Annotated in this window: 19 protein-coding genes, 1 tRNA gene and 2 pseudogenes; 10 read left to right on the top strand and 12 right to left on the bottom strand. The window is 62.9% G+C overall.

Features of this window, described 5'->3' with window-relative positions; translation table 11 throughout:
- Window positions 1-6 precede the first annotated feature (6 nt).
- On the top strand, window positions 7-1104 hold the full coding sequence (locus TM49_RS00980) for an ABC transporter ATP-binding protein (protein WP_045679149.1): 1098 nt from the start codon (window positions 7-9) through the stop codon (window positions 1102-1104).
- A gap of 70 nt (window positions 1105-1174) precedes the next feature.
- Here TM49_RS00980 and TM49_RS00975 read toward each other — a convergent pair whose 3' ends face one another.
- Window positions 1175-2149 (bottom strand): aldo/keto reductase, encoded by a 975-nt coding sequence (locus tag TM49_RS00975; protein WP_045684567.1) that lies wholly within the window; start codon window positions 2147-2149, stop codon window positions 1175-1177.
- Between the two features lie 159 nt (window positions 2150-2308).
- Here TM49_RS00975 and TM49_RS00970 point away from each other — a divergent pair, with 159 nt between their 5' ends.
- The 7 genes from TM49_RS00970 (at window position 2309) to TM49_RS00940 (ending at window position 10853) form a co-directional block, all read left to right on the top strand.
- Window positions 2309-3229: a LysR substrate-binding domain-containing protein gene (locus tag TM49_RS00970; protein ID WP_045679148.1), complete on the top strand. Its 921-nt coding sequence runs from the start codon at window positions 2309-2311 to the stop codon at window positions 3227-3229.
- Window positions 3230-3443: 214 nt separating this feature from the next.
- Window positions 3444-4430: a BMP family protein gene (locus TM49_RS00965; protein ID WP_045679147.1), complete on the top strand. Its 987-nt coding sequence runs from the start codon at window positions 3444-3446 to the stop codon at window positions 4428-4430.
- 5 nt (window positions 4431-4435) lie between these two features.
- On the top strand, window positions 4436-5836 hold the full coding sequence (locus TM49_RS00960; protein WP_045679146.1) for an amidase: 1401 nt from the start codon (window positions 4436-4438) through the stop codon (window positions 5834-5836).
- Window positions 5833-7344 carry an ABC transporter ATP-binding protein gene (locus TM49_RS00955; protein ID WP_045679145.1) on the top strand — a complete coding sequence of 504 codons (1512 nt, stop codon included), beginning with the start codon at window positions 5833-5835 and terminating at the stop codon, window positions 7342-7344. Before TM49_RS00960 ends, TM49_RS00955 begins: the two co-directional genes overlap by 4 nt.
- The gene (locus TM49_RS00950; RefSeq protein ID WP_045679144.1) at window positions 7334-8383 is read left to right on the top strand and encodes an ABC transporter permease; all 1050 of its coding nucleotides are present in this window, start codon (window positions 7334-7336) and stop codon (window positions 8381-8383) included. Before TM49_RS00955 ends, TM49_RS00950 begins: the two co-directional genes overlap by 11 nt.
- Window positions 8380-9324 carry an ABC transporter permease gene (locus TM49_RS00945; RefSeq protein ID WP_045679143.1) on the top strand — a complete coding sequence of 315 codons (945 nt, stop codon included), beginning with the start codon at window positions 8380-8382 and terminating at the stop codon, window positions 9322-9324. Before TM49_RS00950 ends, TM49_RS00945 begins: the two co-directional genes overlap by 4 nt.
- Before the next feature lie 230 nt (window positions 9325-9554).
- Window positions 9555-10853: an amidohydrolase family protein gene (locus TM49_RS00940; RefSeq protein WP_045679142.1), complete on the top strand. Its 1299-nt coding sequence runs from the start codon at window positions 9555-9557 to the stop codon at window positions 10851-10853.
- Between the two features lie 2 nt (window positions 10854-10855).
- On the opposite strand, the gene TM49_RS00935 is transcribed toward TM49_RS00940, so the two are convergent.
- The 5 genes from TM49_RS00935 to omp10 form a co-directional block, all read right to left on the bottom strand.
- Complete coding sequence (locus TM49_RS00935) at window positions 10856-11320, bottom strand: NfeD family protein (RefSeq protein WP_045679141.1); 465 nt, start codon at window positions 11318-11320, stop codon at window positions 10856-10858.
- 5 nt (window positions 11321-11325) lie between these two features.
- Window positions 11326-12333, bottom strand: a complete 1008-nt coding sequence (locus TM49_RS00930) for an SPFH domain-containing protein (RefSeq protein ID WP_045679140.1) — start codon at window positions 12331-12333, stop codon at window positions 11326-11328.
- A 35-nt stretch (window positions 12334-12368) separates the two neighbouring features.
- The gene (gene hemH, locus TM49_RS00925; protein ID WP_045679139.1) at window positions 12369-13406 is read right to left on the bottom strand and encodes a ferrochelatase; all 1038 of its coding nucleotides are present in this window, start codon (window positions 13404-13406) and stop codon (window positions 12369-12371) included.
- Window positions 13407-13581: 175 nt separating this feature from the next.
- Window positions 13582-15201: a bifunctional metallophosphatase/5'-nucleotidase gene (locus TM49_RS00920; RefSeq protein WP_045679138.1), complete on the bottom strand. Its 1620-nt coding sequence runs from the start codon at window positions 15199-15201 to the stop codon at window positions 13582-13584.
- 189 nt (window positions 15202-15390) lie between these two features.
- Window positions 15391-15927 (bottom strand): outer membrane lipoprotein Omp10, encoded by a 537-nt coding sequence (gene omp10 / locus TM49_RS23265; RefSeq protein WP_144409416.1) that lies wholly within the window; start codon window positions 15925-15927, stop codon window positions 15391-15393.
- 163 nt (window positions 15928-16090) lie between these two features.
- Between omp10 and TM49_RS00910 the strand changes: the two are divergent.
- Both TM49_RS00910 and TM49_RS00905 read left to right on the top strand, forming a co-directional pair.
- Window positions 16091-16366: pseudogene (locus tag TM49_RS00910) on the top strand (Rdx family protein); the annotation flags it as partial.
- A gap of 128 nt (window positions 16367-16494) precedes the next feature.
- Window positions 16495-16581, top strand: a tRNA-Leu gene (locus TM49_RS00905).
- A 79-nt stretch (window positions 16582-16660) separates the two neighbouring features.
- Here TM49_RS00905 and TM49_RS00900 read toward each other — a convergent pair.
- The 6 genes and pseudogenes from TM49_RS00900 to TM49_RS00875 form a co-directional block, all read right to left on the bottom strand.
- Window positions 16661-17368, bottom strand: a pseudogene (locus tag TM49_RS00900) (sulfate/molybdate ABC transporter ATP-binding protein); the annotation flags it as partial.
- Window positions 17369-17383: 15 nt separating this feature from the next.
- Entirely contained in the window at window positions 17384-18238 is an 855-nt protein-coding gene (gene cysW, locus TM49_RS00895) for a sulfate ABC transporter permease subunit CysW (protein WP_045679137.1), read from the bottom strand.
- A complete protein-coding gene (cysT, locus tag TM49_RS00890) occupies window positions 18231-19070 on the bottom strand; it encodes a sulfate ABC transporter permease subunit CysT (RefSeq protein ID WP_045679136.1) in 840 nt (279 codons plus the stop codon). Before cysT ends, cysW begins: the two co-directional genes overlap by 8 nt.
- A 3-nt stretch (window positions 19071-19073) precedes the next feature.
- Entirely contained in the window at window positions 19074-20039 is a 966-nt protein-coding gene (locus TM49_RS00885; protein ID WP_045684559.1) for a sulfate ABC transporter substrate-binding protein, read from the bottom strand.
- 357 nt (window positions 20040-20396) lie between these two features.
- Window positions 20397-20846: an RrF2 family transcriptional regulator gene (locus TM49_RS00880; RefSeq protein ID WP_045679135.1), complete on the bottom strand. Its 450-nt coding sequence runs from the start codon at window positions 20844-20846 to the stop codon at window positions 20397-20399.
- Window positions 20847-21001: 155 nt separating this feature from the next.
- Window positions 21002-22243, bottom strand: a complete 1242-nt coding sequence (locus tag TM49_RS00875; RefSeq protein WP_045679134.1) for a sensor domain-containing phosphodiesterase — start codon at window positions 22241-22243, stop codon at window positions 21002-21004.
- Between the last annotated feature and the right edge of the window lie 195 nt (window positions 22244-22438).

Raw genomic sequence — 22438 nt, 5'->3', positions numbered from 1 at the left:
CGAGATATGACTGGCGTTACGCTCAAAAAGGTCAAGAAATCCTACGGCAATGTCGAGGTGCTGCACGGCATCGATCTCGACATCAATCCGGGTGAATTCGTGGTGTTCGTCGGCCCGTCGGGCTGCGGAAAGTCCACATTGCTGCGCATGATCGCGGGCCTTGAGGAAATCTCCGGCGGCGACATCGCGATCGACGGACAGGTGGTCAACCAGATCCCGCCATCCAAGCGCGGCATCGCCATGGTGTTCCAGACCTACGCGCTCTACCCGCATATGTCGGTCTACGACAACATGGCCTTCGGCATGCGGATTGCCAAGGAAAGCAAGGAAGAGATCGACCGCCGCGTGCGGGCCGCCGCGGACATGCTGCAGATCACGCCCTATCTCGACCGTCTGCCGAAGGCGCTTTCCGGTGGTCAGCGTCAGCGCGTGGCGATCGGCCGTGCCATCTGCCGCGATCCGAAGGTCTTCCTGTTCGACGAGCCGCTTTCGAACCTCGATGCCGCGCTGCGTGTCGCGACCCGCATCGAGATCGCCAAGCTCAACGACCAGATGCCCGATACCACGATGATCTACGTGACCCACGACCAGGTCGAAGCGATGACGCTTGCCGACCGCATCGTCGTGCTCTCCGGCGGCTACATCGAGCAGGTCGGCGCACCGCTCGAGCTCTACGAGCGTCCGGCCAACCTCTTCGTCGCCCGCTTCATCGGTTCGCCGGCGATGAACATCCTGCCGGTCAAGATCACCCGGACCGGCGAGACCACAGAGGTCGAGCTGCGTGACGGCAAGCGCATCGAAGTTCCGATCGCAACGCCGGCCGAGGACGAAGGCAAGGCCGCAAGCTTCGGCGTTCGTCCCGAGGACGTCCGCACCGCCGGCGAGGGCGAAACCTTCCTGTTCGAAGGCGAGATTTCGATCATCGAGGCGCTCGGTGAGGTCACCCTCATCTACATCGAGGGTTCGCTGGTCGACGACGAGCCGCTGATCGTCAAGCTGCCCGGCATTCATCGCGGCAAGCCGGGCGATCCGCTGCGCTTTGTCGCCGATCCCGACAAGCTTCACCTGTTCGACGAGAAGGGCCGCAGCTACCTCTATCGCTGAGGTCCCCCGCTATTCACGAAAACGCCCGCGGTGCTGCTGCGGGCGTTTTTGTTTGGACGTCGCTCGGCTCCTAGAACCCGGTGACAGCGAGCGGCTTGTAAGGGGCTTCCAGCGCGGCGATCTCGTCGTCGGAGAGCGTCAGGTCCACGGCCGCGATCGCGTCTTGCAGATGGGAAAGCTTGCTGACGCCGATGATCGGCGATGTGACGACCGGCTTCTGCAGCACCCAGGCGAGCGCCACCTCCGCCATCGACACGCCACGAGCCTTCGCCACCTTTTCGACGGCTGCGACGACGTTCTTGGCATTGTCTTCGCCATCGTCATACATCGACTTGTTGTAACGGTCGGTGGTCGAGCGGTCCGTCTTCGTGCCCCAGGGGCGGGTTAGCTTGCCGCCGCCAAGCGGACTCCAGGGTAGGACGCCGATGCCCTGATCGACGCAGAGCGGCAACATCTCCCGTTCTTCCTCGCGATAGGTGAGGCTGAGCTGATCCTGCATCGACACGAATTTCGTCCAGCCATGGCTCTCCGCTGCATGCTGCAGCTTGGCGAACTGCCAGGCGAACATCGACGAGGCGCCGATATAGCGAGCCTTGCCCGCGCGCACGACATCGTTCAGCGCTTCCATCGTCTCTTCCACCGGCGTGAACGGATCGAAGCGGTGGATCTGGTAGAGATCGACATAGTCCATCTTCAGCCGGCTAAGGCTGTTGTCGATTTCGGCGAGGATCGCCTTGCGCGACAGGCCCTGGCCATTCGGCTTCGGGCTCATGCGGCCGAACACCTTGGTGGCGACCACCAGTTCGTCGCGGGGCGCAAGCTCGGCAAGCAGCGCGCCGGTGATTTCCTCGCTGGTGCCGGCGGCATAGACATTGGCGGTGTCATAGAAATTGATGCCGGCCTCGTAGGCGTGACGGAAGATCGGCCGGGCCTCGTCGAGGCCAAGAACCCAGGGCCGTTCGTCGGTCTTCTTGCCGAAGGACATGCAGCCGAAGCAGATGCGGCTGACTTCGAGGCCAGTCTTGCCGAGACGGGTATATTTCATGATGCTCACTCCCATTGTTTGATGTGGCGGGCCGCGCGCCTGAAGGCGCGGGGCCGCCCCTCCCGATTGACGCGGATATTGCGAAGCGAGGTTTTATCCGTCAAATAGATTGTCGAGATCGTATTCATCGATCTCGCCGAATAAGAGGAGGAGGCGCCTATGGAACTGAGGCAGCTTCGCTATTTTGTCGCCGCAGCCCGCGCCCAGCATTTCACCAGCGCGGCCAACAAGCTCAACATCGTTCAGTCGGCCCTGTCTTCGGCGATCAAGGCGCTGGAGGATGAGTTCGAGACCAAGCTCTTCATCCGCTCCACGCGGCAGGTGCGGCTGACGGCGGCCGGCAAGGCGATGCTGGAAAAGGCCGAGCTGGTACTGGCAGCATGCGAGGAACTGAAGGAGACCGTTGCCTCGGTCGAAAGCGGCGAGCGCGGCAAGCTTTCGATCGGCACGGTGCAGGGCCTGCCGGCCTTCCTCGACCTGCCGGAACTGTTGGCGCGCTTCCACCGCGAATATCCGCTGGTCGATGTCCGCCTCTGCCAGGGCAGTCCAGATCATCTGATCGAGAAGCTGCGCAAGGGGCTGCTCGACCTCGCCTTTCTGCAGATTGCCGAGCCGCCGGCCGATATCGTCACCGAATGCGTTGCCTGCGAGGAACTGGTCGCAATCCATCACAGGACGCATGCGCTTGCGGGGCGCGACGGCGTCAGCCTTGCCGAGCTAGCCGCCTTCTCCTTCGTTGATTTCGAGCCCGGCTGGGGGCCGCGCCTGCTGATCGACGAGGCGTTTCACATGGCCGGCATCGCGCGACGTATTGCCTTCGAGGTGAACGATCTCGACAGCCTGCTGGAGCTCGTCGCCCACGGGCTTGGTGTTGCGCTGGTGCCGGAAACGGTGGCCCGTGGCTGGCAGGAGCGGATCGGGACCTGCAGGCTTGCAGACGATGAGATCTGCTGGGAACTGTTCGTCGCGGCCTCCGCGCAGTCGATGGACCGCAACCAGCCGCTGGAAAGCGCGCCGCGCTCGTTCATGAAGCTTCTGCCGATCGAGACGGAAGAAAACGCGCCGGCGGCGATCGCCTGAGATCGCTGATACAAAGGTCCTGCAGAGGCCGCGTTCTATGTTGTCGAAAATTGACAAATCCATTTGAAATCAAAAACAGAATCGGGCTACCGGACATGCCGGCTGCTCCGCCTGTGAAACGCTGAACTGCACAAATGCTGGGCATTTCAGCTGCTTGACACACCTTTGTGCAGCCCGTAAATTTTCGACCAATTGGTCAAAGAGGGGTTCCGCCATGACAAATAAACTGATGATTTCCCGCCGTTCGCTGATGCTGACAAGTCTGGTGCTCGGCGCTGTGTCCGTCGCTCCGGCTGTTAGCGCTGCCGAGAAGCTCAAGGTCGCCGGCATTCATGCGTCGCCGGTTGAAAATGCCTGGAATTCGGTGATCCACAAGGCGCTGATGGATGCCGCCGCCGATGGCACGATCGAATACGTCTTTTCCGAAAGCGTCTCGGGCACCGACTATCCCCGCGCCATGCGCGAATATGCCGAGCAGGGTGCCGACCTGATCATCGGTGAAGCCTATGCCGTCGAATCCGAAGCGCGCGAAGTTGCCGCCGACTATCCGGACACCAATTTCGTGCTCGGATCCTCCGGCGGCCCGTCGGGCGACAATTTCGGCGTGTTCGGCACCTGGAACCATGACGGCGCCTATCTCGCCGGCATGCTGGCCGGCAAGATGACCAAGACCAACAAGGTCGGCTCGGTCGGCGCCATGCCGATCCCGGAAGTCAACATGCTGATCAACGCCTTCGCCGAGGGCGTCAAGGCGGTCAACCCGGATGCCGAGCACTCCGTCACCTTCATCGGTACCTTCTTCGATCCGCCGAAGGCGCGCGAAGCCGGTCTCGCCCAGATCGACCAGGGCGCCGATATCCTGTTCGGCGAGCGCATCGGCACGGCCGATGCCGCCAAGGAACGCGGCATCAAGGCCGTCGGATCGCTGATCGATTACACGCCGCGCTATCCCGAAACCGTGTTCGCCAACGCGCTCTGGGGCTTCCGCCCGATCCTCGACGCCGCTCTTGCCGATGTCGAGGCGGGCAATCCGGTCGGTCAGGACTACACGGCATTCGGCATGCTGAAGGAAGGTGGCAGCGACATCTCCTTCGTCGAGGGCGCTGCCCCGGCCGAGGCTGTCGAGGCGATGATGGCCAAGCGCCAGGAAATCATCGACGGCACCTTCGAGGTTCCGCGCAACATGGACGAACCGAAATAAGCGATATGCCAGCCGACGCGACCGCGCTCGCCGCCGCGATCGGCTCCGGGCGGATATCGGCGCGGCAGGCGATGGAGCGATCGCTTGCCGCCGCCAACGATAACGCCCATCTGGGCGCAGTCTGCTCCATCGATGATGCGGCCGGACTTGATGCCGCCGACAGGTTTGACCGCCTGCCGGCGGACCTTCGTTCTATCATGCCGTTTGGCGGTGTGCCGACGCTTGCCAAGGATCTGGGTGGCCCGTTTCAAGGGCTTCCTGTCACCGCCGGATCGAAAGCCCTTGACGGGGCGGATCGAGCCGCCGACAGCGATCTCGCCGCACGCTTTCGTGACGCCGGCTTCTGCCTGTTCGGGCTGACGACAAGCCCAGAATTCGGCCTGTCTCTGGCTAGCGAACCGCAGAAGGGTCCGCTTTGCCGCAATCCACTCTCCGAAAGCCTTTCGCCGGGCGGCTCTTCCGGGGGAGCTGCAGCTGCGGTCGCGGCGGGGATTGTTTCCATCGCCCACGCAACCGATGCCGGCGGTTCCATCCGCGTGCCGGCGGCCTGCTGCGGGCTTGTCGGGTTGAAGCCCTCACGCGGCGCGATGCCGGCGGGGCCGGGCTATGGAAACTACCTTGGCGGTATCGCGACCGAGCTTGCCGTCTGTCGTTCGGTGCGGGATGCGAAGGCTGCGTTTGCCGCCCTTTCCGGCAATCCGCGCGGACCGTTTGCTGAACCAGTTCCTTTCGTCCCAGCCGAGAAATCGCTGCGTATCGGTTTGCTGACCGATAGCGGCGATATCGCTTGCGATCCGGCACGTCTTGTCGTCCTCGAAGAGGCTGCGCGGGCGCTGGAGGGCGACGGGCACCGGCTCGTCTCTCTCTCCTGGCGCGACATTGAGCGCCTGGCGAACGAAAGCGCCGCCGTCTTTGCCGATATCGCGGCCATCAATCTCGCGGAATTCGCGGTGACTGCAGGGTTTGACGTCAGCCGCACGGAGATGATGACGCAGGCTGTCATCGCTCGTGGCGCTGCCATGACCGGGGCCGAGGCTTGGGGCATCGTCAATCGCCTGGCGTTCATTGCGCGCGATTTCTGGCGGGTCTTCGAAAACATCGATTGCCTGATCGCGCCGATGCTGACCTCGGCACCAAAGCCGCTCGGCAGCTTTCCGACCGATCATGATGATGTCGAGCTTCATTTTGCGCGGATGCAGGCGTTCGCGCCGCTCGCTGCCCTTGCCAATGCCTCAGGATTTCCGGCAATAACGGTTCCATTCGGGGCCGATGCGGACGGATTGCCGCTGCCGATACAGGTTTTCGCGCCGATGGGCGGTGAGGAACTGCTACTGGCGCTTGCCGCGCGGCTTGAGGCGGAAGGCCGATGGCAACATCCCTTTCAGATTGCGGGAGCGGACGCATGAGTGTTCTTGAAATTTCCGGCGTCTCCAAGCGCTTTGGCGACACGCTCGCCAATGATGATATTTCTCTGACGCTCGAAAAGGGCGAGATCATCGCGCTGCTTGGTGAAAACGGCGCCGGCAAGACGACGCTGATGAGCATCCTTTTTGGCCATTACGTACCGGACACGGGTTCTGTCAGCGTCATGGGCCAGGAGCTTGTCCCCGGCAGTCCGCGCGCGGCGATCCGCGCCGGGGTGGGCATGGTCCACCAGCATTTCTCGCTCGCCCCCAATCTCACAGTGCTCGAAAATGTCATGACCGGCACGGAAAGCCTGTTTTCGCTCGCCTCGGACACAAAGGCGGGCCGGGCGAAACTGACGGAAATCTCTGCGCGCTTCGGCCTTGCAGTCGATCCTGATGCCCGTGTCGGCGACCTTTCCGTCGGCGAACAGCAGCGCGTCGAAATCCTGAAAGCGCTCTATAACGATGCCCGCATTCTCGTGCTCGATGAGCCGACGGCGGTGCTGACCGGGCCGGAAGCCGAGAAGCTGTTTGCGACGCTGAAGGAGATGGCGGCGCAGGGCCTGTCGCTGATCTTCATTTCCCACAAGCTGGACGAGGTGATGGCGACCGCCGATCGCGTCGTCGTGTTGCGCGGCGGCCGGCAGGTGGCCGAGCGAAGGGCATTCGAAACCAGCAAGGCGGAGCTTGCCGAACTCATGGTCGGCCGCAAGGTGGAACGCCCGGTGCGCGAACCCGCGACGCCGGGTCCTGTGGTGCTGGAAGCGGCCGGCGTGACTGTCCGCATCGATGGCGTCGACCGGCTGAAGGCTGTCGATTTCAGGGTGCATGCCGGCGAGGTGCTCGGCATTATTGGCGTTTCCGGCAATGGTCAGTCGACGCTCGCCGCGCTTCTAAGCGGCACGGCGAAACGCTCTGCCGGCGATCTGGTGGTTTTCGGCAAGGGTGTTGACGATCTCTCGGTGGCCGATGCCATCGCGCTCGGCATTGGCCGCGTACCGGAGGATCGCAACGGCGAGGGCGCCATCGGCGAAATGGCGATCTGGGAAAATGCTGTTCTGGAGCGGATTTCCGATTACTCGAAAAAAGGCCTCGTTGACCGGAAGAAGGCGACGGCTTTCGCCAATGACATCATCAAGGGGTTTGACGTGCGCGGCGGCACGGCTGCGAGCCGCACGCGATTGCTCTCCGGCGGCAACATGCAGAAGCTGATCCTCGGGCGGAACCTCATCGAACATCCGAAGATCCTGCTGGCGGCCCAGCCGGCGCGCGGGCTCGATGAGGGAGCGGTTGCCGCCGTGCACGAGCGCATCCTCGCTGCCCGCCGCGCGGGCACTGCCGTGTTGCTGATCTCTGAAGACCTTGACGAGGTGATGGCGCTTGCCGATCGCATTCAGGCGATCGTCGGCGGCAGGCTTTCGCCGCCAGTTGCCGCCGAAGACGCCAATACGCAGATGCTCGGCCTGATGATGGCCGGCGAATGGAAGGGAGCCGGCCATGCGGTTTGAACGGCGCGAGCACCGGCCGCTTGCCCTTGTTATCGCAACGCCGCTGATTGCGGTGGCGGCAGCACTCGCTGTCGCCGGTGTGCTGATCGCGCTTGCCGGCGCGCCGGTATTCGAGGCCTACTGGAAGATCCTCGTCGGCGCCTTCGGCTCGAAGCTTTCCGCGACCGAGACGCTGACGCGCGCGACACCGCTGATCCTCACCGGCCTTGCCGCCGCCGTCGCCTTCCGCGCCCGGCTCTGGAATATCGGCGGCGAAGGCCAGTTCTATCTTGGCGCCATCGCCACCGCCGCCGTTGGCGCCAATCTGACGGCCGGTCTGCCCGGCGCCGTGCAGATACCGCTTCTGATGGCGAGCGGTGCTGTCGCCGGCATGGTGCTTCTTCTGGTGCCGCTGTGGCTCCGGCTTCGCTTTTCCGTCGACGAGGTGGTGACGACGCTGCTGTTGAATTTCGTTGCCATCCTGTTCGTCTCGATGCTGATCGATACTGTGCTGAAGGATCCGCTTGCATTCGGCTGGCCGCAATCCGAAGCGGTCGAGAGGGCAGCGCGACTGCCGAAGCTCATCGACCGCTCGCGGCTTCATATCGGGCTCGTCGTCGCAGTCGCCTTTGCCTTCATCGTCCATTTCATCCAGTCGTGCACGACCTTCGGCATGCGCTCGCGCGCAGTTGGCCTCAACCCCAAGGGCGCGATCTTCGCCGGCGTTCCGCTCGGGCGCACGCTGGTGCTGGTCGCCATGCTTTCCGGCGGGCTTGCGGGCCTTGCAGGCTCTATCGAAGTGCTTGGCGTCAAGGGCTATGTGACGACGGATCTGTCGCCGGGCTATGGTTACTCCGGCATCGTCGTCGCCATGCTCGCCAATCTGCATCCGCTCGGCGTGGTGCTGGCGGCGCTGTTTACCGCGATCATGTTCGTCGGCGCGGACGGCATGAGCCGCTCGCTCGGCATTCCGACCTATATCGCCGATGTCACCGTGGCGCTGTCGCTGATCTCCATGCTGGTCGCCGTCTTCTTCACGCAATACAGGGTGCGCCGATGAATACGCTGGTCGACATTCTCGCCTCCGCCGGCCTCTGGGCCGCCGTGCTGCGCATCGCGACACCGCTCATCCTTGGCACGCTCGGTGCGCTGCTGTCGGAACGCTCCGGTGTGCTGAACCTCGGCATCGAGGGCATCATGACCTTCGGAGCCATGGTCGGCTGGCTTGCCGTTTATAACGGCGCCGATCTGTGGGCCGGGCTTTTGGTCGCGGCGCTCGGCGGGGCCGTTTTCGGCGCGCTCCATGCCGTGCTCACCGTCACGCTGGGCTTGTCGCAGCATGTCTCCGGCCTCGGCGTCACGCTGTTTGCGTCAAGCATTGCCTATTACGTGTTCCGGCTGATGGTGCCGGTTTCCGGTTCGCCGCCGACGGTCGAACCGTTCCAGCCGATCAACATTCCGGGCCTGTCGGACCTGCCCTTCATCGGCCCCGCCTTCTTCACCCAAACCGCGCCGACCTATCTCGCCATCCTTCTCGCCATCGTGCTCGCCTATATTTTGGCGAAGACCCCACTAGGGCTTGCGATCCGCATGTCCGGCGAGAACCCGCATGCGGCGGAGGCGCAGGGCGTCAATCCGATGGCGATGCGTTATGGCGCCGTCATTGCCGGCAGCGCGCTGATGGGCGTCGGCGGCGCCTTCCTGACGCTCTCGGCGTTCAATTCCTTCTTTCCGACCATGGTGCAGGGCCGTGGCTGGATCTGTATCGCGCTCGTCGTCTTCGCCTCGTGGCGGCCGGAGCGGGCGCTGTTCGGCGCACTGCTCTTCGCCTTCTTCGATGGTTTCCAGCTGCGCTTGCAGACAGCGCTCGACGGCGCCGTGCCTTACCAGATCTTCCTGATGATCCCGTACCTGCTGTCGATTGCGGCGCTGGCTGTCATGGCGCGCCGCGCAAGGGTGCCGCAGGCGCTGATGCAGCCCTATCGGCGCGGGGAAAGGTGAGGGGAATGGCGTTTGTTTGATAGCCTTGCCTCCCCCTGGGCGTCATCCTCGGGCTTGTCCCGAGGATCTAACCACCAGAGAGCGCGATCTGCGTCGGCGGTCTGGCACATCCGGCGCGCCAGTCGCGGCGAGACGTGCTTGGATGCTCGGGACAAGCCCGAGCATGACGGAAGCGAGATAGGCGAGGCAGGCGCAAAGCGCACCGCTCGCAATGAGAAAAGGCAAAAACCATGTTCGATCTGATCATCAAGAATGCCAACCTTCCCGATGGCCGCACAGGCATGGACATTGCCATTGCCGGTGGCAGGATCGCAGCCATCGAGGCAAACCTTGTGGCGGAGGCCGCCGAGACCATCGACGCCACGGGCCGACTGATCTCGCCGCCCTTCGTCGATCCGCATTTCCACATGGACGCGACGCTGTCGCTCGGCCTGCCGCGCATGAATGTCTCCGGAACGCTGCTCGAAGGCATTGCGCTCTGGGGCGAGCTGCGGCCGACTCTGACTGTCGAGGCACTTGTGGAGCGGGCGCTTTCCTATTGCGATCTCGCCGTGTCTCAAGGGCTGCTCCACATCCGCACCCACGTCGATACCTCCGATCCGAAATTGACGACCGTCGAGGCGATGCTTGAGGTCAAGGAGAAGGTTGCACCCTATATCGACCTGCAGCTCGTCGCCTTCCCGCAGGATGGGTATTACCGCGCGAAAGACGGCGAGGCATCGCTGAACCGTGCCCTCGACATGGGCGTCGATGTCGTCGGCGGCATTCCGCATTTCGAACGCACCATGGACGATGGCGCGAAGTCCGTCGCAGCACTCTGCCGTATCGCCGCCGAGCGTGGCCTGTCGGTCGACATGCATTGCGACGAGACCGACGATCCGATGTCGCGCCACATCGAGACGCTGGCGGCCGAGACCGTTCGCCATGGACTGCAGGGCCGGGTCGCGGGTTCGCATCTGACCTCGATGCATTCGATGGACAATTACTATGTCTCGAAGCTGATCCCGCTGATCGCGGAGGCCGAGATCAACGCCATTCCAAATCCGCTGATCAACATCATGCTGCAGGGCCGGCACGATACCTATCCGAAGCGGCGCGGCATGACGCGGGTGCGCGAACTCCTCGCTGCCGGCATCAATGTCGCCTTCGGCCATGACTGTGTGATGGACCCCTGGTATTCGATGGGCTCGGGCGACATGCTGGAGGTTGCCCACATGGCGATCCACGTGACGCAGATGGCGAGTATCGAGGACAAGAAGGCGATCTTCGACTGCATCACCGTCAATTCGGCCAAGGCGCTCGGGCTCGATGGTTACGGGCTCTCGGTGGGTAATCAAGCCAATCTGGTGATGCTGCAGGCCGAGGATGTCATCGAGGCGCTTCGGCTGAAGCCGGCGCGACTTATCGTGATGCGCAATGGCAAGGTGATTTCGAAGGTTGAGCCGAAGGTCGCCGCACTTTCGCTTCCCGGCCGGCCGGGAAGTCTCGATTGCGGCTTCAACCCGACCGGTCGTCCGGCCCGCGACTGAGGCTATTCCACCGGCGCGACGGTGAGATTGCGGCCGTCGCCGGAGACGATGCGCACATGCGTGCCGGCGGCAAGGTCAGGACCCTCGACGACCCAGATCGTGTCGTCGAGCTTTATGCGGCCGCGTCCGCCGTCAATCGGTTCGATCAGCACTGCCGTGCGGCCGACAAGACCGGCCGCGCGCTGGTTGAGGAAAGGCTGGTCGGAGGCGGTATCGTGGTTCGACAGAACGCGCCGGCCGATGATGATGCTCGCCGCCGTAAAGACTGCAAACAGCAGAAGCTGCAACTGCCAGCCCCAGAAGCCGAACGGCCAGAGCACCAGCGACAGGATGCCGAGAACGAGTGCGGCGATGCCGATCCACATCAGGAACACGCCGGGCACGATGAGTTCTGCGACGAGCAGCAGCAGGCCGGCAATGATCCAGCCCCACGGGCCTGTCGATGAGATGATGCCGACCAGATCCATTGGCGTCAGCTTTCGCTATCGGGGCGACGGGCGCCTACCGTAGGTGTCGAACGGGACGGGCGCGGCTGTGTGGTGGCACCTGCATCTCCATCCGAGCCGAAGACTTCGCGGGCGATCTGGCCGATGCCGCCGAGCGAGCCGATGAGTGAGGACGCTTCCATCGGCATCAGCACCACCTTGGAGTTCTTCGCAGTGCCGATCGAAGCCATGGCTTCGGTATATTTCTGCGCGACGAAGTAGTTGATCGCGGCAACATCGCCCTCGGCGATCGCAAGCGAGACGGAGCGGGTGGCGTTGGCTTCCGCCTCTGCCAGACGTTCGCGGGCCTCGGCCTCGCGGAAGGCGGCTTCGCGCTCGCCCTCGGCTTCCAGAATGGCGGATTGCTTGGAGCCTTCCGAACGCAGGATCTGCGCTGTCTTGCTGCCTTCCGCCTCAAGGATCTGGGCGCGTTTTTCGCGCTCGGCCTTCATCTGCCGGCCCATGGCTTCGACAAGGTCGGTCGGCGGGCGGATGTCCTTGATCTCGATACGGGTGACCTTCACGCCCCACGGTTCGACCGCGAGATCGACGACACGCAGGAGACGTTCGTTGATCGAATCGCGGTTGGACAGCAGTTCGTCGAGATCCATGGAGCCCATCACCGAGCGGATATTGGTCATGGTCAGGTTCAGGATCGCCATCTCCAGATTGGCAACCTGATAGGCGGCGCTTGCGGGATTGAGGATCTGGTAGAAGGCGACCGCATCGGCTTCCACGCTGGCATTGTCGCGGGTGATGACTTCCTGCTCGGGCACGTCGAGCACCTGCTCCATCACGTTGATGCGCTTGCCGATCGTGTCGATGAACGGAATGATCAGGTTGAGGCCGGGCGTCAGCGTGCGGGTATACCGGCCGAAGCGCTCGACGGTATAGCCATAGCCCTGCGGCACGGTCTTGATGCCGGCAAAGAGCGTGAGCAGCACCAGAAAGGCCAGCACGATGATGGTAACGGAAAAGCCTGTCAGCATATCCATGTCATTTCCTCCGTTGGCCGGTGTGCCGACCTTGTTCAGTTTATCCAGCCCTTGAGTTCACGGGACACGACATGCTCGATCACCCGCATACCATCTTCGCTGTCGTTGAGACAGGGAATATGGGTGAAGTGCTCGCCGCCGTTCTCGATGAAGCTTTCATGGGCCTGTTCGCCGATCTCCTCGAGTGTCTCGAGACAGTCGGAGACGAAACCGGGGTTCATCACGGCGATGCGCTTAACACCCTTTTGCGCCAGCATTTCGACGGTCTTGTCGGTATAGGGCTGCAGCCATTCTTCCGGCCCGAAGCGGGACTGGAAGGTGACCATGAACTTGTCCTCGGAAAGGCCGAGACGCTCGCGCAGCAGGCGACCTGTCTTGCGGCACTGGCAGTGATAGGGATCGCCCTTCTTGAAATAGGAGACCGGAATGCCGTGGAACGAGGTGATCAGCATCTCCGGTTCCCAGTCGAGCTTCGCGAGATGGGCTTCCACAGAGCGCGCCAGCGCATCGATGTAGACGGGGTCATCGTGATAGGGCGGCACGGTTCTGAGCGCCGGCTGCCACCGCATCTTCAGGAGCGCCTGGAAGGCCTTGTCGTTGACCGTCGCGGTGGTCGAGGCGGCATATTGCGGATAGAGCGGGTAGAGCACGATCCGGTCACAGCCTTCAGCCTTCAGTTCGGCTATCTTGTCCGGGATCGACGGGTTGCCATAGCGCATCGCCCAGTCAACGACGATGTTGGGATTGCCGGCAAAGGTGGCGGCAAGATTTACGGCCTGATTGCGGGTGTAGGTGCGCAGATAGCTCTCGTCGAGATCACGGTTCCAGATCGATTCATAGGCCTTGCCCACCTTGGCGGGCCGGCGGGCAAGCACGATGCCGTAGAGGATCGGGTACCAGAGTGCGCGCGGCCATTCGATGACGCGCTTGTCGGTCAGGAATTCCTCCAGATAGCGGCGCATCGATTTCTTGTCCGTGCCGTCCGGGGTCCCGAGATTGACGAGCAGGACACCGACTTTCCCAATCGCGATTTCAGGATGATTTTCCGGCCTTATGGCGTGGATGTCGGTCATGGATGTTGATCCTGTGTCAGTCGTGAGCAAAGTGCGGCGCGTTTGCAGCCCTCAATATAATACGTCGACGGTGTGGTTCCAGATTACCGATTGCGGCATATCGCCCGCCGTTCCGGCAATAGCAAGATGGCCCGGCGCGATCGCCGGGCCATCTCGTCTGCAAAGCTATGACAGCTTACTTGGCGACATTGGTAATGCGGCCATCCGTGTACGGCGTATAAGGGCTGTTGGTGCCGAGATATTCTGCAACGGCGTCTTCGAGGTTGGGCCCGAAATCATAGGCATTCATGCCTTCGTCGGCGAAGACGGCGTAGCCATCGCCGCCGGAACGCATGAAGTTGTTGGTGACAACGCCATAGACCGTTTCCGGCTCGATCGGTGCGAAACCTCCATTGCCGTCGGCAACCTCGACGGAAACGACGCGGCTGCCCGGCTCCTTGCTGAGGTCATAGGTGTATTTCATGCCGGAAACCTGCGGGAAACGGCCGGCGCCCTCTTCGATCTGGGAGAGGCCGTTCTCAAGCGCGGCCACGACGTCCGAGCCCTTGAGCTGGAAGGTGGCGATCGTGTTCTGGAAGGGCAGAACCGTCAGCACTTCGCCCATGGTCACGGGGCCTTCATCGATCGAGGCGCGAACGCCACCGCCGTTCTGGATGGCGAGCGTGATGCCCTGGTCCTTGACACGCGCAAGCATGGCATCGGCGACGAGGTTGCCCATCGAGCACTCTTCGGCACGGCAGACATTGCGGTCGCCGACGATCTGCGCCGTCGATTCGCCGACTTCCCTCGTCTTCAGGGCCTCGATCGGCTTGGCCTTTTCAGCAATCCAGGCGGTGACATCGGCATCCGGTTCGAACGAGGCGTCGAGCAGGATCGGATCGCCCTTGGCCGATGTAACGACGCCGTCATCATTGAAGACGACGTCGAGATCGCCGAGATACTTGCCATACTGGTTGGCCTGAACGACCGGAACCTGGTAGCCGTCCGGATTGTCGACCATGGTCGGGTAGGGGCCTTCCGCCTTCTCGTCGGTGTTGGAAAGCAGCGTGTGCGAATGGCCGCCGACGACGACATCGACGCCGGGGATGACGGCGATCGCGGCAAGGTCGCGCGGATAGCCGACATGGGTCAGCGCGATGATCTTGTTGACGCCCTCATCGGTGAGTTTCTTGACCTCGGCGGTGATCGCGTCGACATCGACGGTGATGTCGATGTTCTTGCCGGGGCTTGCGAGTTCCGGCGTGTCATTGGTCACGGCGCCGATGATGCCGACCTTCTCACCGTCGATATCGAGCACGATCGAAGGCTCGATCATGCCGCTAACGGTCGAATCGGCATTGGTCTTCACATTGGCGGTGACGACCGGGAAAGTGACGATGTCGAGGAAGGTCTTCAGCCCGTCTTCGCTGTCGTCGAATTCGTGATTGCCGACCGTCATCGCGTCATAGCCGAGCATGTTCATGAACTCGGCTTCCATCGCGCCCTTGTAGGTCGTGTAGAACAGCGACCCCTGGAAGTTGTCGCCGGCGTTCAGCAGGATGACGTTCTTGCCCTCGGCTTCGAGCGCATCGCGGGTCTCGTTGACGGCGGTCAGCAGCCGTGCGGCGCCGCCGAAGCACTCGCCGGCGGTCTCGTCCTCTGCCGAGCACGCGGAATCATAGCCGTTGATGGAATCGAAACGCGAATGGAAATCGTTATTGTGCAGGATCTCGAGATCGAAATCGGCAAAGGCGCTTCCCGTGGATGCGAGTACCACGGAGGCCGCCAGAACGGCGGCCCGGGAAAGGGAATTCATGACCAAACTCCTGTTTTCGAAAGGCAACGCGGCCAAGCCGCCGTCAAAACGTAACGAACGAATGTGACGATGCTTTTCGCCCTGTCGTCAAGAGCTGGAAAAGACTTTTTTGACTTTCTGGTCAAATTAGCCGGGGAAGCGCTCGCTTCGCCAATCAGGCCCGGCATCCTGCCCTGCGGCGGCCCTCGCTCAGAAGGTGACGCCCATCTGCGATGACGAGAAGGTGCCGACGGCCGCTGGCGCTGCGGAACCCATCGGATTGGCCTGTGCTGCCGTCGACGGCGGCGTGGCACTTGCCACAGGCACGTTGTCGAGGGTGAAGCCGATCGGGGCGTTTGCGGGCTTGTAGAGCGAGAATTGCGAGCCCTGGCTCGGTGTGCAGTTCATCAGATAGTTGCTGACGACGGCGCAGTTGACCCGGCTCCTGGTCTGGCGCAGCACCGAGGTCAGATCGATTTCGACGACGTTGTTGCCGACTTCGGTATACGTACCGGTCGCCAGCACCTGGTTGGTGTCGCTGGTACGGGTCTCGAAGGTGCCGGCGTAGAAGTTCGAGATGATGCCGTTCTTGTCGAGCCACTGGCCATCGACCATGGAGGTCGGCTGCTGCGGCTGCTGCGCCGGCGGCGGCGTATAGCGCTGCTGGTCGTAAGTGGTGCAGCCTGCGATCAGCAAGGTGCTGACGGCCAGAGCCGTGATCGGTGCGATTTTCAAAGTGACACTCATCCACAAAATTCCTTTAGGGTAGAAAGGCGCATTTCGCCTCGAAAAGCAACTGCCGAGGGCGAAGTTTGGTTCCAGGCAGAGCCGCGGTTCGGCCTGAAAGCGGTTGTTGCCATATGGCCGAAGCCTGCTATGGCTTGGGAAACCGGCAGTGTGGAGACGACAGATGGACGAGAAACCGAAGGTCAGGATTGTCTATTGCAGCATGTGCAACTGGCTGATGCGTTCGGCATGGATGGCGCAGGAACTGCTCAGCACTTTCTCGATGGAACTTGGCGCCGTGACGCTCGAGCCGCGCACCGGAGGCATCTTCGAGATCTGGCTCGACGAGACCTTGATCTGGGAACGCAAGCGCGATGGCGGTTTCCCCGGTCCCAAGGAGCTGAAACAGCGTGTCCGCGACATCATCGATCCCGAGCGCGATCTCGGCCATGTCGACCGCATCGGCGAAGCTGAGGGCGCGGTTGACAGCCCGCCCGGGAGGCGCGGCGGCCAACATGAATTTTTTGAGACGAAAAATTCAAATACCCGTTGACTAATCTCCGCGCGCCTCTTAAACGAGCCGTCATTGCCCAGATGGCGGAATTGGTAGACGCGCCAGCTTCAGGTGCTGGTACTCGCAAGGGTGTGGAGGTTCGAGTCCTCTTCTGGGCACCAATTCACTTTCAACATTCTGATATGTTTGGCGTTTCGTGCCCACGCGATTGCGTGCGCCGGCGGTCCCTCAGGCCGTTGTGAAGGCGCGGACGAATTCGGTGGCGGGGCGGGCGCGGATGTCGGCGGGCTTGCCGGCCTGTTCGATCCGGCCCATCGACATCACCACCACAAGATCGGCAAGTTCCATCGCCTCCTCCTGATCGTGGGTGACGAAGATCGTCGTCAGCCCGGTCGAATCATGGATATGGCGGAGCCCCTGGCGGAGTTCCTTTCGGACCTTGGCGTCGAGTGCGCCGAAAGGCTCGTCGAGAAGCAGCATGCGCGGCTCGATCGCGAGTGCGCGCGCAAGGGCAACCCGCTGGCGCTGACCGCCGGAAAGCTGGCTCGGATATCGCGTGCCGATATCGGGAAGCTGGATCATCTCCAGAAGCCGGTTTACCCGCCGGACGATCTCCGCCTCCGGCGGCCTTTCGCTGCGCTTGCGCGCCCTCAGTCCGTAAGCAATGTTCTCGAACACCGTCATGTGGCGGAAGAGCGCGTAGTGCTGGAAGACGAAGCCGGCGCGGCGCTTCTGTACGGTAAGGCCCGTCGCATCGGTTCCCTCGAACAGCACACGTCCGGAGGACGGGAATTCAAGTCCGCCGAGGATGCGCAGCAGCGTGGTCTTGCCGGAGCCCGAGGGGCCGAGGAGGGCCACGAGGGCGCCCGAGGGAATTGACAGCGACACCGGATGCAGCGCCCGCGTGGTGTCGAATTCCTTCGCCAGTTCATCGATTTCGATATGCATCGGATCAGTCCTCCTTCAGTGCCGCCGGGTGGCGGCGAGTTGGCCGGCATAACGCCATTCGAGCAGGGATTTGAGCGCGAGGGTGACAAGGGAAAGCAGGGCGAGCAGGGCGGCGAGCGAGAAGGCTGCAACTGAAAGATATTCGTTGTAGAGCATCTCGATCATGATCGGCATCGTGGTCGTCTCGCCGCGGATCTTGCCGGACACCACGGCAACGGCGCCGAACTCACCCATCGCCCGGGCATTGCACAGCAGCACGCCGTAGAGCAGCGCCCAGCGAATGTTGGGAAGCGTTACGGTGCAGAACACGCGCCAGCCCGAAGCGCCGAGCGTCAGAGCGGCTTCCTCCTCGGCGCGACCCTGTTCGATCATGACGGGGATGAGCTCCCGGGCAATGAACGGGAAGGTGACGAACAGCGTCGCCAGGAGAAGCCCGGGAAAGGCGAAGACGATCTTCAGGTCGTGCGCGATCAGCCAGGCGCCGAAGGCACCGTGACTGCCGAAGAGCAGAACCAGTGACAGGCCTGCGACCACGGGCGAAACGGAAAACGGCAGGTCGATCAGCGTGATCAGCAGCGCCTTGCCGCGGAAGTCGAACTTGGCGACCGACCAGGCGGCGGCGACGCCGAAGATGGCGTTGAGCGGCACGACGATGGCCGAGACGATCAGCGTCAGACGGATGGCGCTTTGCGCATCGGGGCTGGAGATGCCTTCCACGGCTGCCCTGAAGCCATCCGCGAGCGCCATCACGAAGATCACCGCGAGCGGGGCAAGCAGCAGCAGGCCGACCAGCGACAGGGCGATGATGCAGAGGATCAGGCGTGCGTGCTTGCTTTCCGTGGTGACGGGGATGAATGCGGTCTCAGCCATTGCCGATCCTCCTTCTGGTCCAGACCTGGATTGCGTTGATGGCGAGGAGGATCGTGAAGGCGATCACCAGCATGGCGATGCCGATCGCCGCGGCGGCATCGTAGTTGAACTCCTCGAGCCGGATGACGATCAGAAGCGGCGCGATTTCCGTCTTGTAGGGCAGGTTTCCGGCGATGAAGATCACCGACCCGTATTCCCCCACCGAGCGGGCCAGCGCCAGGGCAAAGCCGGTGAGCAGCGCCGGCGTCAGCACCGGCAGCACCACGCGGCGGAGCGTGTAGAGGCGGCTTGCGCCAAGGGTGGCGCTCGCCTCTTCGCATTCGGAGTCGACTTCCTCGATCACCGGCTGAACGGTGCGCACGACGAAGGGCATGCCGACGAAGATCAGCGCCAGCCATATCCCGTATTCGGTATAGGCGATCCTGATGCCGGCGGCCGCGAAGGCCTGGCCGAAGAAGCCGTTCGGCGCATAAAGCGCGGTCAGGGCGATGCCGGCCACGGCAGTCGGTAGGGCAAAGGGCAGGTCGACGGCAGCGTCGACGAGCCGCCTTCCGGGAAACCGGTAGCGCACCAGAACCCAGGCGAGTAGCAACCCGAAGGCCAGGTTGAACAGCGAGGCGACGAGCGCCGCGCGGAAGGAGAGCGAAAGCGCGGCAAGGACGCGCCGGTTGGCGATTACCGTCCAGAGTTCGGCGGGGCCGATTGTTGCGCCGCGACCGAGAAGGGCCGCAAGCGGCAGCAGGACGATGACGGACAGAAGCGTCAGGGTTATGCCGAAGCTCAGTCCGAAGCCCGGTAGCGCCGAGGGCGCGCGAAGGATGCCCGTCCGCATGGCCTATTCCCCGTAGATCTGGTCGAAGATGCCGCCGTCGCCGAAGAAGGCCGGCTGTACCTTGGCCCAACCGCCGAAGGAATCGATCGTCAGGCGTTCCACGTCTGGCAGGCGGGCAATGTCTTCGGGCGCGGCCGCGGAGGTGTCCCAGGCCCTGTAGAAGTTCTTCAGCGCCAGCGCCTGGGCTTCCGGGCTGTACAGGTGTTCCAGATAGGCAGTTGCGGCCGTACGCTCTTCGTCAGTGGTGATGTTGCCGTCGACGAGCGCCACGGGCGGCTCGGCCAGAACCGAAACAGATGGCACGACGACTTCGAACGCGCCATCGCCGGCTTCGGCGAGCGCCAGGAAGGCCTCGTTCTCCCAGGCAAGCAGGACATCGCCGATGCCGCGCTGGGTGAAGGTGTTGGTGGCGCCGCGCGCGCCCGTGTCGAGCACCGGAACGTTGTGGAAGAGCGCCGACAGATAGGCCTTGGCCTGGTTCTCGTCGTTTCCGTATTGCTTCATCGCCCAACCCCAGGCGGCGAGGAAGTTCCAGCGTGCGCCGCCGGAGGTCTTGGGGTTCGGTGTGATGACCTGCACATCGTCGCGCACGAGGTCACCCCAGTCGTGAATGCCCTTCGGGTTTCCGGCGCGGATCAGAAACACGATCGTCGAGGTATAGGGCGAGGAATTGTGCGGCAGGCGCGATTGCCAGTCCGCCGGGATCTTGCCGGTCTGCTCGGCGATGGCGTCGATGTCGGCCGAAAGCGCCAGCGTCACCACCGAGGCCTCCAGCCCGTCGATCACCGCACGGGCCTGGCCGCCGGAGCCGCCATGCGACTGCTTGATGGTGATCGGCTCATGACCCTCGGCCTGCCACCAGCTTTCGAACAGTTCGTTATATTGCCTGTAGAATTCGCGGGTCGGGTCGTATGAGACATTGAGCAGCTCATCCCTGGCCTCGGCGGATGCGGCGGCCGCGAGCAGCATGCCGAGTCCGGTGAAGACGCCCGCAAGCCTTTGGCGCCAGCCGGACTGGGCCTTGGCTTTGCGGCTTTTGGGGCGGGCTGATTTTTCGGGGGCTTTCGATGGAGGCTGGCCATCGGCCGCCAGGCCAAGTGCGAGTACATGAAGATCGATCACGACGGTGCGGTACATCTGGCTCTCCTCTGCTGGCCACGGGCCGCTTCACGCGGCGGTCTTGACGCGAACCCGGTAGCGGCTTTGGCGCCGCAGACGGGCCTCTATGCAAGATACGATTAATACGACAGACTTTATCGTGATTTGCAACAGCAAAAACACGTTTATATTGGTCGTGATTAAAAGCTGTTGATTTTGAACGGAAATTCAGTTCAGTCCGAAGCGCTCAAGGGGGCGGGCGTCTTGCTGCAGATCCGCTAGCGTCAGGGATTCGACCATCAGGATATAGGCAGAATAGAACCCGCCAAACACGGCCCGCACGCGACAGGTCTCTTCGTCCGTGCAGTCCTCGCAGCGCTGATAGGCGTTGCGCGACAGACACGGCAGGGGCGCGAGCGGGCCGTCGATCAGGCGCAGCACGGTCGCAAGCGAGATCGTCCTGGCATCCTTGATGAGCTCGTAGCCGCCGTTGCGGCCGCGGCGCGAGCCGATGAAGCCGGCCCGTTTCAGGTCGAGCAGAATATGCTCGAGAAACCGCTTCGGCGCGTCCGAGCGCTTGGCGATTTCTTCAATGCGCAGCGCATCGCCCTTCGCGGCCTTCTCGTCCGCCAGCACCATCAGGGCCTTCAAGGCATATTTGGTCTTGAGCGTGATCATGAGGACTGACTACCACAAAAGCCGGTTAAGACGGTGCGCTTAATCGATATTTCCCGGTGTGACAAGCAGCGCACCGCCGCCACCAGCCTTGATGCCCGCGGCGGGCTGGAGATCTCCAAGGCTCGAGCGATGTCTGGATGCGATGGAGGGCCTTCTCAGGTCGCCCGCGCCGCCGGGTCGCGGTTTGCCGCCAGCCACTCCAGCGCGGCGGCGATCGCCATCGGACGGCCGAAGAGATAACCCTGGCCGTTGACGACGCGCAGGCTCTTCAGCGTTTCGCGCTCGGCTTCCGTTTCCACCCCCTCGGCGATGGTGATCGCGCCGGTCTGTTCGGCGAAATGGACCATGCCGAGCACCAGCGCCTGCTTGGCCGGGTTGGTATCGATGTCGCGGATGAGCTCGACGTCGAGTTTCAGGATGTCGGGCTGCATTTTCAAAAGGGCGACGAGGCCCGAGAAACCTGCCCCGACATCATCGACAGCGGTTTTCACCCCTAGGCGGCGCAGGTTCGAAAGTTCGGCGGCAAGGCTGTCATGGTCTTCGACGACCGCATGCTCGGTGATCTCGACGATGATGCGCTTCGGCTCGGACCTGCGGACGACCTCGGTCAGGGCGCCGGTGGCGATGGTGGCGGGTGAGGCATTGACGCCGATCGACATGTCGGCGGGCAGCCGCTCAAGCAGCCGCAGCGCGTTCTCGATCGAAGCAATCTCGAGCTCCACCTGCCGGCCGATGCGGTGCGCCTCATCATACCAGAGGTTCGGCGGGCGTTGCGGGAGGCCGTTGAACCGCGACAGAGCCTCGAACTTGATCGGGGTACCGGTCGCAAGCGAGACGATCGGCTGCAGCACCATGTGGAACCCATCCTCGCGCAGCGCAGCTTCGATACGCTCCTCCGCAGCGGCGATTTCCTTGCGGCGCTGGATGCCTTCGTTGATCTGGCGGCTTGCGAGATTGGCGAAGGTTTCCATCACCTCCAGGTCGCGTTGGCCGAGGGAAGGGTTGGGCTTGGTGCCGAGGCAGCAGAACATGCCGTAGACACTGCCGTCTTCGCGCAGCAGCGGCACGCTCATATGGCAGCCGATCGGCACGGCACTGGTGATCGGCAGCGCGACGGCGAGCGGGTGCTTGCTGGTGTCCGCCATCAGCCGCGGCAGGGCGCCGTCGATGATCCGCCGGCAATAGACCTGCCGGAGGTCCATCGTCTTGCCGGGGCCGACAAGCGCCTCGCGACCCGGTGCGCTCGCCGCCCGGAACACGGCATCGTCGCCGATGATCTCAGAGACATAGGCGACATCCATGTCGAGATGGGTGCGGACCGTCTCGAGAATGATGTCCAGGGTATCGCCGTCCTGGCGCGGTGCGGATGTGTCAAAGTCGAGTAGCGGTCGGCGCATGGTGGTCTGGGCGTTAGGGTTTCCGTTGAAGTTACCGCTGACATTGCGCCTCCGTCCATCAAATTCAGCGTTTCAGCTCACGAATACGCAAGCAAGTGCCTGTTGGTTTCACGACAGTCGTTTGCCGCCTGCCGATGCGCCGTGTATAGCTCACCAAAAGACGTGCTTCGGCCACGGCATCTCCGGATATCCTGT

Origin of the sequence: Martelella endophytica (assembly GCF_000960975.1) — a bacterium.
Taxonomy (GTDB): domain Bacteria; phylum Pseudomonadota; class Alphaproteobacteria; order Rhizobiales; family Rhizobiaceae; genus Martelella; species Martelella endophytica.
The sequence above is the reverse complement of the archived record's forward strand: the minus strand, read 5'-3'. Positions and strand labels throughout refer to the sequence as shown.

What these genes read in the sequence shown, in the direction of transcription:
- TM49_RS00980 (WP_045679149.1), top strand. Translation starts at nt 7, where the DNA reads ATGACTGGCGTTACGCTCAAAAAGGTCAAGAAATCCTACGGCAATGTC.
- TM49_RS00975 (WP_045684567.1), bottom strand. Translation starts at nt 2,149, where the DNA reads ATGAAATATACCCGTCTCGGCAAGACTGGCCTCGAAGTCAGCCGCATC.
- TM49_RS00970 (WP_045679148.1), top strand. Translation starts at nt 2,309, where the DNA reads ATGGAACTGAGGCAGCTTCGCTATTTTGTCGCCGCAGCCCGCGCCCAG.
- TM49_RS00965 (WP_045679147.1), top strand. Translation starts at nt 3,444, where the DNA reads ATGACAAATAAACTGATGATTTCCCGCCGTTCGCTGATGCTGACAAGT.
- TM49_RS00960 (WP_045679146.1), top strand. Translation starts at nt 4,436, where the DNA reads ATGCCAGCCGACGCGACCGCGCTCGCCGCCGCGATCGGCTCCGGGCGG.
- TM49_RS00955 (WP_045679145.1), top strand. Translation starts at nt 5,833, where the DNA reads ATGAGTGTTCTTGAAATTTCCGGCGTCTCCAAGCGCTTTGGCGACACG.
- TM49_RS00950 (WP_045679144.1), top strand. Translation starts at nt 7,334, where the DNA reads ATGCGGTTTGAACGGCGCGAGCACCGGCCGCTTGCCCTTGTTATCGCA.
- TM49_RS00945 (WP_045679143.1), top strand. Translation starts at nt 8,380, where the DNA reads ATGAATACGCTGGTCGACATTCTCGCCTCCGCCGGCCTCTGGGCCGCC.
- TM49_RS00940 (WP_045679142.1), top strand. Translation starts at nt 9,555, where the DNA reads ATGTTCGATCTGATCATCAAGAATGCCAACCTTCCCGATGGCCGCACA.
- TM49_RS00935 (WP_045679141.1), bottom strand. Translation starts at nt 11,320, where the DNA reads ATGGATCTGGTCGGCATCATCTCATCGACAGGCCCGTGGGGCTGGATC.
- TM49_RS00930 (WP_045679140.1), bottom strand. Translation starts at nt 12,333, where the DNA reads ATGGATATGCTGACAGGCTTTTCCGTTACCATCATCGTGCTGGCCTTT.
- hemH (WP_045679139.1), bottom strand. Translation starts at nt 13,406, where the DNA reads ATGACCGACATCCACGCCATAAGGCCGGAAAATCATCCTGAAATCGCG.
- TM49_RS00920 (WP_045679138.1), bottom strand. Translation starts at nt 15,201, where the DNA reads ATGAATTCCCTTTCCCGGGCCGCCGTTCTGGCGGCCTCCGTGGTACTC.
- omp10 (WP_144409416.1), bottom strand. Translation starts at nt 15,927, where the DNA reads ATGAGTGTCACTTTGAAAATCGCACCGATCACGGCTCTGGCCGTCAGC.
- cysW (WP_045679137.1), bottom strand. Translation starts at nt 18,238, where the DNA reads ATGGCTGAGACCGCATTCATCCCCGTCACCACGGAAAGCAAGCACGCA.
- cysT (WP_045679136.1), bottom strand. Translation starts at nt 19,070, where the DNA reads ATGCGGACGGGCATCCTTCGCGCGCCCTCGGCGCTACCGGGCTTCGGA.
- TM49_RS00885 (WP_045684559.1), bottom strand. Translation starts at nt 20,039, where the DNA reads ATGCTGCTCGCGGCCGCCGCATCCGCCGAGGCCAGGGATGAGCTGCTC.
- TM49_RS00880 (WP_045679135.1), bottom strand. Translation starts at nt 20,846, where the DNA reads ATGATCACGCTCAAGACCAAATATGCCTTGAAGGCCCTGATGGTGCTG.
- TM49_RS00875 (WP_045679134.1), bottom strand. Translation starts at nt 22,243, where the DNA reads ATGCGCCGACCGCTACTCGACTTTGACACATCCGCACCGCGCCAGGAC.